Below are 13,836 nucleotides of genomic sequence, written 5' to 3' on the forward strand. Positions count from 1 at the left end.
GCAAAAGAGGAGAGCGGGAACTTGAAAACACGACAGAATACAGAACAACTCAATCATCTGTCTTCTGAGGCATTGGGCATGGCAGTGCGGCTGTTAATCACCGCCTGCCTGCTTTTTGTGCTTTTTCGGGGCGTTTTTGCGGCCTATCGCTTCGGGCACGATGCCTTTTACCAGCAGAGCGTCGAAGAAGCGCCGGGGCGCGATATCACCGTGCACATCCCGGAGGGGCAGAGCACGGAGGAGACGGCAAAGCAGTTAAAGGAGCTCGGGCTCATCGAGAACACCTGGGCCTTCCGTCTGCAGTCTCTCTTCCTCGGGAGAAAGGTGCGCGCGGGCGAGTACAGCCTGAACACCTCGGAGACCATAGACGACATGCTGGAGATTTTATCGACCGCACCCGAGAAGCGAGGGGGCGGCAAATGATGATAGCAGAGCGCGTCCGGGCTTATCTGGACTATCTGGACCCCGGCAACCGGCGCTATCTGGAGGTGCTCAGGCGGGAAGCGGAGGAGGGCGAGGTGCCGATTATACGGCGGGACAGCGAGCGCTTTCTTCGAAGCTTGCTCGCGGGACTTAGGCCGCTTCGCGTGCTGGAGCTGGGGACGGCGGTTGGCTATTCCGCGCTGGTAATGGCGGAAGAGCTGCCGCCGTCTGCGCATATCACGACGGTGGAGAACTATGCGCCGCGCATTGTCCGCGCCAAGGAAAATATAGCGCGCTACGGCGCGGGGCGTATCACCTTGGTCGAGGGGGATGCCTTTGCGTTTCTGAAGGAACAGCCGGACGAGGCCTATGACTTCCTCTTTTTGGACGCCGCAAAGGGGCAGTATTTAAAGTGGCTCCCGGAGCTCCTGCGCGTGCTCTCCCCGGGCGGGACCCTGCTCTCGGACAATGTGTTGCAGGGCGGCGATACCGCCGAGTCCCGTTTTGCGATCGACCGCCGGGACAGAACCATACACAGCCGGATGCGCGCCTATCTGGAGGCGCTCTCGGCCCGTGAAGGGCTCAGAACTTCGATATTGCCGATCGGCGACGGACTGGCATTCAGTGTAAAGGAGAAGAGGATTGAGCAAAGAGAAGCGTAAAAAACCGGAGCTCCTGCTCCCGGCGGGAAGTCTCGAAGTCCTAAAAACCGCCTTCGACTACGGGGCGGATGCGGTTTACATCGGCGGCGAGGCCTTCGGTCTTCGCGCAAACGCAAAGAATTTCAGCCCGGCGGAGATGGCGGAAGGGCTTCGCTATGCGCACGAGAGAGGCAAGCGGGTCTTTGTGACCGCGAATATCCTCGCGCACAACGATGACTTAAATGAGGCGGAGCGGTATTTTGAGGAGCTCTCCGCGCTGAGGCCGGATGCGATTATCGTCTCGGACCCGGCACTCTTCATGCTCGCGAAGCGCCTCTGTCCCGGCATCGAGCTGCATGTGAGCACCCAGGCGAACAACACGAACTACGGGACCTTTCTCTTCTGGCGGGAACTCGGCGCAAGTCGTGTTGTGACCGCAAGAGAACTCTCGCTTGCGGAGATACGCGAAATTCGGGAGCGCATCCCCGCGGAGATGGAGATCGAAACCTTTGTGCACGGCGCCATGTGCATCTCCTATTCGGGGCGCTGCCTGCTCTCGAGCTTCATGGCGGGGCGGGATGCGAACCACGGTGAGTGCACCCATCCCTGTCGCTGGCAGTACAGCGTGACCGAGGAAAAGCGCCCGGGCGAGTCCATGCCGGTCTTTGAGAACGAGAGGGGTACCTTCCTCTTTAACTCCAAGGACCTCTGCATGATAGATCACATCCCGGAGCTCATGGAAAGCGGCGTGGACAGTTTCAAAATCGAGGGAAGGATGAAGACCGCGCTCTATGCGGCGGTCGCGGCACGCGCTTACCGCCGCGCAATCGACGACTACCTCGAGAGCCCGGAGAAATATGCGGCGAATCTCGAGTCGTACCGGGAGGAAATCGGCAAGTGCACGTACCGGGAATACACGACGGGCTTCTTCTTCGGCAAGCCGAACGAGGAGGCGCAGATTTACGACAGCAATACCTATGTGCGGAACTACACCTATCTCGGCAAGGTCGCCTCGGTTGACCCCGAGGGGTATGCGCACTTTGAACAGAAAAATAAATTTTCGGTCGGAGACCGGATTGAGCGCATGTGTTTTGACGGCAGCAACGAGCTGCTCACCGTGCTGGAAATCCGGAACCCGGAGGGCATCTCGGTGGAGAGTGCACCGCACCCCAAGGAGGCACTTGCCGTCCGCTTTGACGGCAGCGTCGCCGCGGGAGAATTGCTTCGCATGGAGACTTTGGGATGACTGCTTTCTTTTTGAGCGCCGCGGGATTTTGCACCGTCTACTTTGTTGTGCTCTGCGTCTACGCGAGACAGCTGGTTGCGCAGAGCTGGATTTGGCTCTTCTTTGCCCTAGTTTGCCTCGGCAATGTGTTGTTTCGCTGGCTGCACGCGCGGACGCCGGGAAAGGTCTCGCTTTTTTTGCTGACCCAGCTACATACGCTCAGCTTTCTCGGCATGGCCGTACTCATGGCCTCCGGCCTCGTGCTTGCCTCCGGCATGCACCCCAAGGCGAAGGGGCAACCGGAGTATGCGATTGTGCTGGGCGCGGGCTTAAAGCCGGACGGTTCGCTCTCAAAGACGCTGAAACAGCGCCTCGATACGGCGCTCGACTTTGCGGCAAAGTCGCCGGAGACCAGGTTTATACTGAGCGGCGGCTATGACCACCGTGGGCAGCGCACAGAGGCGGAGGTCATGGCGGAGTACCTCATGAAGCAGGGGCTTCCGAAGCAGCGACTGCTGTTGGAAGTCCAGTCGAAGAATACCTATGAGAACATGATATACAGTTACGCATTGCTGCACCGCGTGAACAATGAGGACTACCCGGTCTTTATCGAAGCGGACGGGCGCTGGGTGCTGCTCACGACCCCGGATCCGGATGTCGTGGCCGTGATCAGCTCGGACTTTCATCTCTACCGGGCTTCGGCCATACTCGAGGCGCAGTGCGACATCCGGGCGCTCGGGGTCCCCGCGCCGAGTGACCGCGTACTTTTTTTGCACTATCTGGCGCGCGAGAGCATCGCGCTCTTAAAGGACAAATATCTCGGAAGACTGAACAAACGACAGAGTCGGGAGAGGAAATGATATGACAGCGAAGTGGAATCGAGAGGAACAGCTGGCGGCCATCGCAAAGCTGGACGCCTATCGCGTCCGGACGGAGAGTCGGCTCAAAGAACTTAAGGCGGACGGCGTGGTACTGGAGCATAAGAAGACCGGTGCCCGCATTTTTCTCCTGCTCGCGGACGATCCGAACAAGGTATTTACGATCGGCTTCCGGACACCGCCGCAGGATTCGACCGGTGTCGCACACATTGTTGAGCACACCGTGCTCTGCAGCTCGGAGAAGTACTGGGCCAAGGATCCCTTTATGGAACTTGTGAAGGGCTCGCTCAACACCTTCCTGAATGCGATGACCTATCCGGATCGGACGCTCTACCCGGTCGCGAGCTGCAACCCGAAGGACTTTGAGAATCTGATGGATGTCTATCTCGACGCGGTCTTCCACCCGCTGTTCTACAAAGAGGAGAAGATTTTCCGTCAGGAGGGCTGGAGATACGAGCTGGAGAGCGAGGACGGAAAACTCAGCCGGAACGGTGTGGTCTACAATGAGATGAAAGGTGTGTATTCGGACCCGGATGAGGTGATGGCGCGCGCAGTCGATGAAGCGCTCTTCCCGGGACACCCCTACGCGGAGGAGTCCGGCGGCGACCCGGACTTTATTCCGGATTTGACTTACGAGGCCTACCTCGACTTCCATCGCCGCTACTACCACCCGAGCAACTCCTTCATCTATCTCTACGGCGATTTAGACATGGCGGAGCGTCTCCGTTTTCTCGACGAAAACTATCTCTCGAAGTACGAGCGCCTCGCAATCGACTCGGCGATTCCCGCGCCGAAGCGCTTAAGCGCGCCGGTCTTTGTGTCCCGCCCCTATTCGATCGGCGAGACGGAGAGCGAAGAGAATGCGGCCTATGTCTCGCTGAACATCCGCGTCGGCGGACAGCTCGAGCCTGTGCCCTACAATGCGTTTCAGGCGCTCGACTATGTGCTCTTAAAAGCGCCGGGCGCAATTCTGCACGACAGACTGATTGAGGAGGGCTTCGGGGACGATGTCTACGGCGGCTACGCAAACGGCATCCGCGAACCCTATTTCCGGATTACGGCGAAGCACTTGAGACGCGAGCAGAAGGACGCTTTCGTGCGCCGCGTTCGGGAACTGCTCACAGAGCTTGCGGAAGACGGCCTGGATCACGAGATGCTGCTCGCGGCAATCAATATGGCGGAGTTCCGCGCGCGCGAGGCGAATTTCGGCCCCTATCCGAAGGGCCTGATTTACGGCCTGCAGAGTTTCGAGAGCTGGATTTACGACGCGGATCCCTGCCTGCACCTAAAGTTTGCGGGGCTCTTTGACGAGCTTCGCCGTAAGGTGGGCGAGAACTACTTTGAGAATCTGATCCGCGAATCCCTCCTCGAGAACGAGAACTATGCGGTCGCGGAGCTCTACCCGGTGCGCGGTCTCACGGCAAAGCACGAGGCAGAGGACGCCGAGAAGCTGTCGGCCGTCAAGGCAGCCATGACAGCGGAAGAGAGAGAAGCGCTGATTCGCTTCGGCAAGGAGATGAAGGCTTACCAGGACGCGCCGGACAGCGAGGCGGCACTCCGCACGATTCCGATGCTGTCCCGCGAAGATCTCGCCGCGGAAAACACACCGCTTTGCTACGAGACCGGCACGCTCGGCGAGACGCCCTTCCACTATGCGGCGCGGATCACGACGGGCATCGACTATCTCCGTCTCGACTTTGACGTGAGCGATTTGCCGGTCGAAGATCTCTCTGCGCTCGCGTTAATCAAGGATCTGCTCGGCTATCTGAGCACGGAGACGCACAGCTACACCGAACTTTCGACTCTCGTCAATCTTCACACCGGCGGCATTCAGTTCGGCATTGACAACTACCCGGATCTTGCGGACTTCCGGGGCAACCGTAGAGTTTTCTCGGCCTCGGTCAAGTTCCTGACGAAAAAGGCGGAACAGGCGCTTAGTCTCGTCAACGAGCAGCTTCTTAAGACTGTCTTTACGGATGAAGCGAGAATCCGCAATCTGATCGGCGAAATTCGCGCGGGCTTAAAGGACACGCTCCTCTCCGCGGGCGATGTCGCCGCGGTAAACCGCGCGGCCTCCTATTTTAACGAAAACGGTCTCTTCCAGGATGTGACGCGGGGCATCGCCTACTATCGCTTCTTAGAGCGTCTCTCGGCAGAGTCCGCGCGCCGCGCTTTCTGTGAGCGCGCACCGAAACTCCTCCGGGAGACTGTCGTCCGCGGCCGCCTGCTCGTGCATCTGACCGCGGAGGAGGCAGATAAGGAAGCACTGCTGCCGCTGCTTAGAACCCTCGGAGAGCGCTATCCGGCGGGCGGCAAGGGAGAGCTGCGCTTCCGCTTTGCGGAAGCGATTAAGCGCGAGGGCTTCGGCTCCGCTTCCCGCGTGAACTATGTGGCGCGCGTCGGCAACTTCCGCACGGGCGGCTTCCGCTACACGGGCGCGCTCCGCATTGCGCAGACCATGCTGAGCTACGGCTATCTCTGGAATGAGATACGCTCAAAGGGCGGCGCTTACGGCTGCGCGGTCCGCTTCGGACGCGGCGGCAGCGTGGTGTTCAGTTCCTACCGCGACCCGAAGCTCGAGGAGACCGACAAGGTCTACGAGGGTGTCCCGGGCTATCTCGAGCAGTACGAGGCGGATGAGAGAGAGATGACCAAGGCAGTCATCGGCGCCATCGGCGAGATGGACACGCCGCGCACGCCGCAGCTCAGCGGCCTTCTGGCGCTCTCCGCGTATTACTCGAAGGTGACGGATGAGATGTTTGCCAAGGAGCGTGCGGAAGTGCTCGCGGCGACCCCGGAGGACATACGGGCGCTCGCGCCGCTGGTCCGCGAGGCGCTGAAGTACGAGGCGAAGTGCGTCATCGGAAACGAGGGCGCGATTGCGCGGGCCAAGGACTTCTTTACGGAGACAGCGCAGCTTTTTGCGGCGGAGAGTGAGGAGACAGAGGCATGAAATCAGGTTTTGTTGCGCTGATCGGGCGCCCCAATGTCGGAAAATCGACGCTGATGAACCACTTGATCGGGCAGAAAATCGCAATCACTTCGGAGAAGGCCCAGACCACGAGAAGCCAGATTCGTACGGTATACACGGACGAGCGCGGTCAGATTGTGTTTGAGGACACGCCGGGGCTTACCCGCGCCAAAAATAAACTGGGACGCTTCATGGTCGGCGTCGCGGAGAAGACCATCGAAGAGGCGGATGTGATACTCTGGATTGTCGACGCGAGCGAGCACATAGGTCCCGCCGAGCGGGAAATCGGGGAGCGGCTTCGGAAGTGCCGCCAACCGCTGATTCTCGCGGTCAATAAGATTGATAAGATCAATGACAAGGCGCGGCTTGCCGCGCAGGTCAAGGCCTACGAAGAGTTCTGCCGCCCGAAGGACATGGTCGCGGTTGCGGCTTTAAAGAGCGAGAACATAGACCTCCTGCTCGACACAATCTATCGCTATCTGCCGGAGGGCCCCTTCTTTTACAGCGAGGATACGGTGACCGAGGAGCCCATGCGGGAGCTCGCCGGCGAGCTGATTCGGGAGCAGACCCTGCGCCTGCTGAGGGACGAAGTGCCGCACGGCGTCGCCGTCACGGTGGAGCGCATGAAGGAGAGAGAGGACGGCGGCTTTGACATTGACGCCAACATCATCTGCGAGCGGGAGTCCCATAAAGGCATGGTGATCGGCAAGGGCGGTCAGATGTTAAAGCGCATCGGCATCGGCGCCAGGAAGGCAATCGAAGAGATGACGGAGAGCAAGGTGAACCTAAAGCTCTGGGTTAAGGTGCGGCGCGACTGGCGCGACAACGACACCCAGCTCCGCTCCTTCGGCTACGACGCGAGAAAGCTATGAGAGAGGGCGAAGAAGTCAGCGGGCTGGTCTTAAAGAGCATGACGATAGGCGAGCGGGATCGGCGCATCACGATACTCACGCGGGAAAAAGGCAAGCTCTCCTGTTTTGCGCGGGGGGCCTCGCGCCAGGGCAGCCCGCTCATGGGGCTTGCGCGCCCCTTGGTCTACGGCAAGTTTACGCTCAGGCCGGGGCGGGACGCCGACATTGTGGTCGCCGCGGAGGGCCTGCGCTTTTTCGGAAAAATCGAGGCGGATGCCTTGACGCTCTGCTATGCGAGCTACTTTCTGGAACTCGCGGATTACTTTTACCGTGATTTCCAGCGGGAGGAAGAGGGCTTAAAGCTTCTCTACTTTTCGCTGCTCGCGCTGGAAAAACCGGAGCTCCCGCGGGAACTCGTGCGGCGCATTCTGGAGTTAAAACTCCTGGTGCTCTTTGGGAGCTATGTCGCCGCGCCGCCGCTCAAAAAACATGAAAACTGCAGTTACACCTGGGACTTTGTGATCCGCACACCGGTGGAAAAGCTCTTTACCTTTACCGTCGGGGAGGAAGCACTGCGGGAATTCGGAGAAAATGTGGATGCCCTGCGTTCCCGGGTTGCGCCGCACCGCTTCCGCTCGCTTTCCGTGCTGGAAGAAATGCGGCGGGTGCAGTAAAATAGAGGACATCGGCAAGAGAGAGAGGGGAAAACGATGGCTTATACAATGGAAAAAATCGTGGCACTCGCAAAGGCGAGAGGTTTTGTCTATCCGGGTTCGGAAATCTACGGCGGACTCGCGAATACCTGGGACTACGGCAATCTCGGCGTTGAGCTTAAGAACAACGTGAAGAGAGCGTGGTGGCAGAAGTTCATCCAGGAGTCGCCCTACAATGTGGGTGTGGACTGCGCGATTCTCATGAACACGCAGACCTGGGTTGCCTCCGGTCACATCGGCAGTTTCTCGGATCCGCTCATGGACTGCAAGAGCTGTCACGAGCGCTTCCGCGCGGACAAGCTGATCGAGGACTATGCGGCGGAGCACGGCGCAGAGCTCGAGTCCGGCGTGGACGGCTGGAGCCATGAGAAGATGCAGGACTATATCAAGGAGCACGAGATTGCCTGCCCGAGCTGCGGCAAGCATGATTTCACGGACATCCGCGAGTTCAACCTCATGTTCAAGACCTTCCAGGGCGTGACCGAGGACGCAAAGAACACGGTCTATCTGCGCCCGGAGACGGCACAGGGCATCTTTGTGAACTTTAAGAATGTGCAGCGCACCTCCCGGAAGAAAATTCCCTTCGGCATCGGCCAGATCGGTAAATCCTTCCGCAACGAGATCACACCGGGTAACTTCACCTTCCGCACGCGTGAGTTCGAGCAGATGGAGCTCGAGTTTTTCTGCAAGCCGGACACGGACCTCGAGTGGTTCGCGTACTGGAAGGAGCAGTGCATTCAGTGGCTTAAGACCCTCGGTATGCGCGACGACAGACTGCGCGCGCGCGACCACGATCCGGAAGAGCTCTCCTTCTATTCGAAGGCGACCACGGACCTCGAGTTCCTCTTCCCCTTCGGCTGGGGCGAGCTCTGGGGCATTGCGGACAGAACGAACTACGATCTCTCGCGTCACCAGGAGGTCTCGGGTGAAGATTTAAGCTACTTCGACGAGGAGAGCAAGGAGAAGTACATTCCCTATGTTGTCGAGCCCTCGCTCGGCGCGGACCGCGTGACGCTCGCTTTCCTCTGCAACGCCTACGACGAGGAGGAACTCCCGGGCGGCGATGTGCGCACAGTGCTTCACTTCCACCCGGCGCTCGCACCGGTGAAGATTGCGGTGCTGCCGCTCTCCAAGAAGCTCGGAGAGGGCGCGGAGAAGATTTACGCGGAGCTCTCGAAGTACTGGAACTGCGAGTACGACGACCGCGGCGCAATCGGCAAGCGCTACCGCAGAGAAGATGAAATCGGAACGCCCTTCTGCGTGACCTACGACTTCGAGTCCGAGGAGGATCAGAGCGTCACGATTCGCGACCGCGACAGCATGGAGCAGGAGAGAGTCAAGATTTCCGAACTCAGAAACTACTTCTTGGACAAATTCACGTTTTGAAATCCTGTGTATCTATTAAAAAACAAACATATGTGATATGATGCTAACGTTGTAGAACAAAGATCCAAGATTCGTGTTCAACAGGAGGAAAACATGGCAAAGAAATGGGTTTATCTGTTTAGTGAGGGCAATGCGGACATGCGCGAGCTCCTCGGCGGCAAGGGCGCAAACCTTGCGGAGATGACCAAGATCGGTCTTCCGGTGCCGCAGGGCTTCACGATCACGACCGAGGCTTGCACGCAGTATTACGAGGACGGCCGCGAGATCAATGCAGAGATCCAGTCTCAGATTAACGACTACATCGTCGAGATGGAGAAGATCACCGGCAAGAAGTTCGGTGACCACGAGAATCCGCTTCTCGTCTCGGTGCGCTCGGGCGCAAGAGCTTCGATGCCGGGTATGATGGATACCATCCTGAACCTCGGTCTCAACGAGGACGTGGTCAAGGTGCTCGCAGAGAAGTCCAACAATCCGCGCTGGGCTTGGGACTGCTACAGAAGATTCATCCAGATGTACTCCGACGTCGTCATGGAAGTCGGCAAGAAGTACTTTGAGGAGCTCATCGACAAGATGAAGGAAGAGCGCGGTGTGAAGCAGGACGTCGAGCTGACCGCCGAGGACCTTCACGAGCTCGCAAACCAGTTCAAGGCAGAGTACAAGGAGAAGCTCGGTCAGGACTTCCCGTCCGATCCGAAGGAGCAGCTGATGGGTGCCATCAAGGCTGTGTTCCGCTCCTGGGACAACCCGCGTGCAAACGTGTACCGCCGCGACAACGATATTCCCTACTCCTGGGGCACGGCTGTCAACGTGCAGTCCATGGCATTCGGTAACATGGGCGATGACTGCGGCACCGGCGTTGCGTTCACGAGAGATCCGGCGACGGGCGAGAAGGGCCTCTTCGGTGAGTTCCTGACCAACGCACAGGGTGAGGACGTCGTTGCGGGTGTGCGCACCCCGATGCACATCGACGAGATGGAGCAGAAGTTCCCGGAGGCATTCAAGCAGTTCAACGAGGTCTGCAAGACCCTCGAGAACCACTACAGAGACATGCAGGATATGGAGTTCACCGTTGAGCACGGCAAGCTCTACATGCTGCAGACCAGAAACGGTAAGAGAACCGCAAAGGCAGCGCTCAAGATTGCTTGCGATCTTGTCGATGAGGGCATGAGAAGCGAGAAGGAAGCGGTCGCAATGATCGATCCGAGAAACCTTGACACCCTGCTTCACCCGCAGTTCGACCAGAAGGCACTCAAGGAGGCAAAGCCGCTCGGCAAGGGCCTCGGCGCATCCCCGGGTGCGGCTTGCGGTAAGGTTGTCTTCACGGCTGAGGACGCAGAGGCTTGGGCGGCAAGAGGCGAGAAGGTTGTCCTGGTTCGCCTTGAGACTTCTCCGGAGGACATCACCGGCATGAAGAGCTCCCAGGGTATCCTCACGGTTCGCGGCGGCATGACCTCCCACGCGGCAGTCGTTGCGCGCGGCATGGGTAAGTGCTGCGTCTCCGGTCTCGGCGACATTGTGATCGACGAGGCGGCTAAGAAGTTCTCGCTGGGCGGCCAGACCTTCCACGAGGGCGATCCGATTTCGATCGACGGCACGACCGGTAACGTCTACGCAGGCATCATCCCGACCGTGGACGCGGCGATTGTCGGTGAGTTCGGCCGCATCATGGCTTGGGCTGACAAGTACAGAAAGCTGAAGGTCAGAACGAACGCGGATACCCCGACCGATGCGAAGAAGGCAAGAGAGCTCGGCGCAGAGGGCATCGGCCTTTGCCGCACGGAGCACATGTTCTTCGATCCGGAGCGCATTGCGGCATTCCGCGAGATGATTTGCTCCGACACGGTTGAAGAGAGAGAAGAGGCACTCGAGAAGATTCTGCCGTACCAGCAGAAGGACTTCGAGGGCATTTACGAGGCAATGGAGGGAACGCCGGTTACGATTCGTTTCCTGGATCCGCCGCTGCACGAGTTTGTCCCGACCGAGGAGGCTGAGATCAAGAAGCTCGCAGACGCTAAGAAGAAGAGCGTCCAGGAGATCAAGGACATCATTGCTTCCCTGCACGAGTTCAACCCGATGATGGGTCACAGAGGCTGCCGCCTTGCGGTCACCTATCCGGAGATCGCTGCGATGCAGACCAAGGCTGTGATTCGCGCTGCAATTGCAGTGCAGAAGAGACATCCGGAGTGGAACATGGTTCCGGAGATCATGATCCCGCTTGTCTCCGAGGACAAGGAGCTCAAGTTCGTCAAGAAGGTCGTTGTCGAGACCGCGGATGCGGAGATCAAGGCAGCGGGTTCCGATCTCAAGTACGAGGTCGGTACGATGATCGAGATTCCGAGAGCTTGCCTCACGGCAGACGATATCGCAAAGGATGCGGACTTCTTCTGCTTCGGTACGAACGACCTCACGCAGATGACCTTCGGCTTCTCGCGCGACGACGCAGGCAAGTTCCTGAACGCTTACTACGACACGAAGATCTTCGAGAACGATCCGTTTGCGAAGCTCGATCAGGTCGGCGTGGGCAAGCTCATGAAGATGGCAATCGATCTCGGTCGCCCGGTGAACAAGTCCCTGCACATCGGTATCTGCGGTGAGCACGGCGGCGATCCGTCCTCCGTTGAGTTCTGCGATGAGATCGGCCTTGACTATGTTTCCTGCTCGCCGTTCCGCGTGCCGGTCGCAAGACTTGCGGCTGCACAGGCGGCAATCAAGAGAGGTTGAGACTCGGCCTGCAAAGGTTGAGCGCTAACAGATAAGCCCGGACAGAAAGAGTCCCCGCCGTTTCCCTCACGGGGCGGCGGGGGCTTTTGTGTTGCGGGGAAAGGGAGCCAAGATGTACGAGAGCTATTATCAAAAGTACGAGAGCGAGGAACAGGAAGTTCTGGTGCTCATTCAGAGATGCCTCGGCGCGGGTTACTATAAAGAGGGAAATTTCTGGGATATGACGGCAATTTCGCTCGGCATGGTTTTTCCGGACGGGAGCTGTGTGATTCGAGAAGGCAGAGTCGAGTGGCCGCTCAGCGAGGAGGAGAGGAACGGAGAGTACGGCTGGGGGCGCCTTGCAAGAGGACAGATTTGCCGTCTCAAGCTGCGCCGCATGAAGCCGAGTGCGGTGCCGGAGCACACCACGCCGGAAAAGTTCAATGCCTGGCTGCTGGTCGAGGTACTGGAGCCCGCGGTTTCCTGTCCGGAACTCGAGGCTTATTGGGAGGAATACCAAAAGCCGGTTGAACTGAACGACGAAGTGCTCGGTAAACTCACGCTGAATCGGGAGCTTAACTGGCTGGAGGGCGAAATCCCCTGGGGTGACGGACGCATGAGCCTCTCCCTCGAAATCGATACGGACGATACGGAGACCTGGGACAAGGTGCGGGCCTTTGCGAGGAAGCTTGCCGCGGATGCCGCACATTGGGACAGCGAGCTGCGCCGCTTTGCGGCCAAGGAACTCACCGAGCTTGCGAACGACTGGCAGTCGAGTGAGGAGGAGAACGCGAACGCCCCGGAACTCACGGAAGAGGACTTCATGCGGCGCATACAACCGGAAAGCCTGGTGCTAAGTTGGGACGGCAATCTGGTCGCCTACTATGATGACGACGATCTCTTCTTCGGCCATGTAATCGAAATATCCGGCACCGAGAGCGAGGGACTGAAGTACGCGAACATTGCGGGCTGAGCGGAGGGCATCATGACAGAGCGGATCACAGAGGAGAACAGAGCGTATATCAAAGGGCTTCGCGTGAGCGATGTGCCCTGGCAGAGGCTCACGACGGTTTACGGCAGAGCGACCGCCTTTCCGGAGTACTTTGCTACTCTGGAAGAAATGCGGGATGCGGACGGTGTCCGGGAGGCATTCGAGGAACTCGGCTACAATGTGGAGCACCAGAATACCCTCTGGCACGCGACGCCGTTTGCGAGCGTGTTTCTCGCGCGCATTTTGGGAAAGGCGCTCCGGGAGAGCGCCGAAAACCCCGTGGCGGCCTATCTGGCGGGACAACTCACGGAGCTCTTTGATTGCCTGCTTGGCTGCTATCATCTCGGCGATACCATGGAGCACGCGGCGCCGCTGCCGCGCTTTGCGGACCTCCTCCGGGAAGAGTATCTCTGGTCGGAAGAGTACGATGAAGAGGCGGATGAACTTCGCTACGAGGACGAGGATGTCTTCCCGGATGCGCTCTTTTACAGCTTTTACTATTATACCTGGCAGGCCGTACTCGCAGAGCGAGAGGAGATTGAGGCTGCGAGAACACCGGCCTTGGAAGCAGCGCTCTCGAAGGTCTTGGAGGCGCTGTGAGCAGACTCCTTTGGGACGAAGTATCTGCGCTCTGGAACGGAGAGGTCTTTGCCTGCGGGACGAGACTCTGCTGTAAGACCGCCTATGCCGGGCTTATCCTCAATCTCAGTCAGGACGGCGGCAGTTCGGAAGAGCCGCCCTCTCGCGATGCGCTCTTTTGGAAACGGCTCAAGGAGGAACTTCCGGAGTTGGACCTTAAGGCGCGGGAAGTTCTTAGAAACGCTTTCCCGGGGGAGAATATTGCGGCGCTTCCGCTGACGGAGCTCACGCTGGATCAAGGCGAGAGTTACGGCGCTTTTGCGCTCGGCTATGACACAGGAGATACGCAGGCGGGCCGGCTCTATCTCTTCGTGCCCTTTGACGAAGGCTTTCAACCTTGCGGCGAGCCGATCTGCGAGCTTTGCTGAAACCGCGTCGTTTTGAAGCGCTGCGGAGGAACGCAGTGCCGCATGGACGG

General features: G+C 58.8%; 12 protein-coding genes. All 12 read left to right on the forward strand.

Annotated features, from left to right (window positions below; translation table 11 throughout):
* Positions 1-78: 78 nt before the first annotated feature.
* The 12 genes from QU660_RS01765 to QU660_RS01820 all read left to right on the forward strand — a co-directional run bounded on the left by QU660_RS01765 (position 79) and on the right by QU660_RS01820 (position 13,786).
* On the forward strand, positions 79-423 hold the full coding sequence (locus tag QU660_RS01765; protein WP_304946631.1) for an endolytic transglycosylase MltG: 345 nt from the start codon (positions 79-81) through the stop codon (positions 421-423).
* Positions 420-1,085, forward strand: a complete 666-nt coding sequence (locus QU660_RS01770; protein WP_304946632.1) for an O-methyltransferase — start codon at positions 420-422, stop codon at positions 1,083-1,085. The genes QU660_RS01765 and QU660_RS01770 overlap by 4 nt, the downstream gene beginning before the upstream one ends.
* A complete protein-coding gene (locus QU660_RS01775; RefSeq protein WP_304946633.1) occupies positions 1,066-2,310 on the forward strand; it encodes a peptidase U32 family protein in 1,245 nt (414 codons plus the stop codon). Before QU660_RS01770 ends, QU660_RS01775 begins: the two co-directional genes overlap by 20 nt.
* Positions 2,307-3,149, forward strand: a complete 843-nt coding sequence (locus QU660_RS01780) for a YdcF family protein (protein ID WP_304946634.1) — start codon at positions 2,307-2,309, stop codon at positions 3,147-3,149. Before QU660_RS01775 ends, QU660_RS01780 begins: the two co-directional genes overlap by 4 nt.
* Before the next feature lies 1 nt (position 3,150).
* Positions 3,151-6,120 carry an insulinase family protein gene (locus tag QU660_RS01785; RefSeq protein ID WP_304946635.1) on the forward strand — a complete coding sequence of 990 codons (2,970 nt, stop codon included), beginning with the start codon at positions 3,151-3,153 and terminating at the stop codon, positions 6,118-6,120.
* Complete coding sequence (era, locus tag QU660_RS01790) at positions 6,117-7,010, forward strand: GTPase Era (RefSeq protein ID WP_304946636.1); 894 nt, start codon at positions 6,117-6,119, stop codon at positions 7,008-7,010. The genes QU660_RS01785 and era overlap by 4 nt, the downstream gene beginning before the upstream one ends.
* The gene (gene recO / locus QU660_RS01795; RefSeq protein WP_304946637.1) at positions 7,007-7,663 is read left to right on the forward strand and encodes a DNA repair protein RecO; all 657 of its coding nucleotides are present in this window, start codon (positions 7,007-7,009) and stop codon (positions 7,661-7,663) included. Before era ends, recO begins: the two co-directional genes overlap by 4 nt.
* Positions 7,664-7,699: 36 nt before the next feature.
* Entirely contained in the window at positions 7,700-9,088 is a 1,389-nt protein-coding gene (locus QU660_RS01800) for a glycine--tRNA ligase (protein ID WP_304946638.1), read from the forward strand.
* A 93-nt stretch (positions 9,089-9,181) separates the two neighbouring features.
* A complete protein-coding gene (ppdK, locus tag QU660_RS01805) occupies positions 9,182-11,809 on the forward strand; it encodes a pyruvate, phosphate dikinase (protein ID WP_304946639.1) in 2,628 nt (875 codons plus the stop codon).
* Positions 11,810-11,921: 112 nt separating this feature from the next.
* Positions 11,922-12,761 carry a DUF2262 domain-containing protein gene (locus tag QU660_RS01810; protein ID WP_304946640.1) on the forward strand — a complete coding sequence of 280 codons (840 nt, stop codon included), beginning with the start codon at positions 11,922-11,924 and terminating at the stop codon, positions 12,759-12,761.
* 12 nt (positions 12,762-12,773) lie between these two features.
* Positions 12,774-13,379, forward strand: coding sequence for a hypothetical protein (locus tag QU660_RS01815; RefSeq protein ID WP_330693225.1), 606 nt, complete (start codon positions 12,774-12,776; stop codon positions 13,377-13,379).
* Positions 13,376-13,786: a hypothetical protein gene (locus QU660_RS01820; protein ID WP_304946641.1), complete on the forward strand. Its 411-nt coding sequence runs from the start codon at positions 13,376-13,378 to the stop codon at positions 13,784-13,786. Before QU660_RS01815 ends, QU660_RS01820 begins: the two co-directional genes overlap by 4 nt.
* The last annotated feature ends 50 nt before the right edge of the window (positions 13,787-13,836 follow it).

This window comes from Stomatobaculum sp. F0698 (assembly GCF_030644385.1).
Lineage (GTDB): Bacteria > Bacillota > Clostridia > Lachnospirales > Lachnospiraceae > Moryella.

What these genes read in the sequence shown, in the direction of transcription:
- QU660_RS01765 (WP_304946631.1), top strand. Translation starts at nt 79, where the DNA reads ATGGCAGTGCGGCTGTTAATCACCGCCTGCCTGCTTTTTGTGCTTTTT.
- QU660_RS01770 (WP_304946632.1), top strand. Translation starts at nt 420, where the DNA reads ATGATGATAGCAGAGCGCGTCCGGGCTTATCTGGACTATCTGGACCCC.
- QU660_RS01780 (WP_304946634.1), top strand. Translation starts at nt 2,307, where the DNA reads ATGACTGCTTTCTTTTTGAGCGCCGCGGGATTTTGCACCGTCTACTTT.
- QU660_RS01785 (WP_304946635.1), top strand. Translation starts at nt 3,151, where the DNA reads ATGACAGCGAAGTGGAATCGAGAGGAACAGCTGGCGGCCATCGCAAAG.
- era (WP_304946636.1), top strand. Translation starts at nt 6,117, where the DNA reads ATGAAATCAGGTTTTGTTGCGCTGATCGGGCGCCCCAATGTCGGAAAA.
- recO (WP_304946637.1), top strand. Translation starts at nt 7,007, where the DNA reads ATGAGAGAGGGCGAAGAAGTCAGCGGGCTGGTCTTAAAGAGCATGACG.
- QU660_RS01800 (WP_304946638.1), top strand. Translation starts at nt 7,700, where the DNA reads ATGGCTTATACAATGGAAAAAATCGTGGCACTCGCAAAGGCGAGAGGT.
- ppdK (WP_304946639.1), top strand. Translation starts at nt 9,182, where the DNA reads ATGGCAAAGAAATGGGTTTATCTGTTTAGTGAGGGCAATGCGGACATG.
- QU660_RS01810 (WP_304946640.1), top strand. Translation starts at nt 11,922, where the DNA reads ATGTACGAGAGCTATTATCAAAAGTACGAGAGCGAGGAACAGGAAGTT.
- QU660_RS01815 (WP_330693225.1), top strand. Translation starts at nt 12,774, where the DNA reads ATGACAGAGCGGATCACAGAGGAGAACAGAGCGTATATCAAAGGGCTT.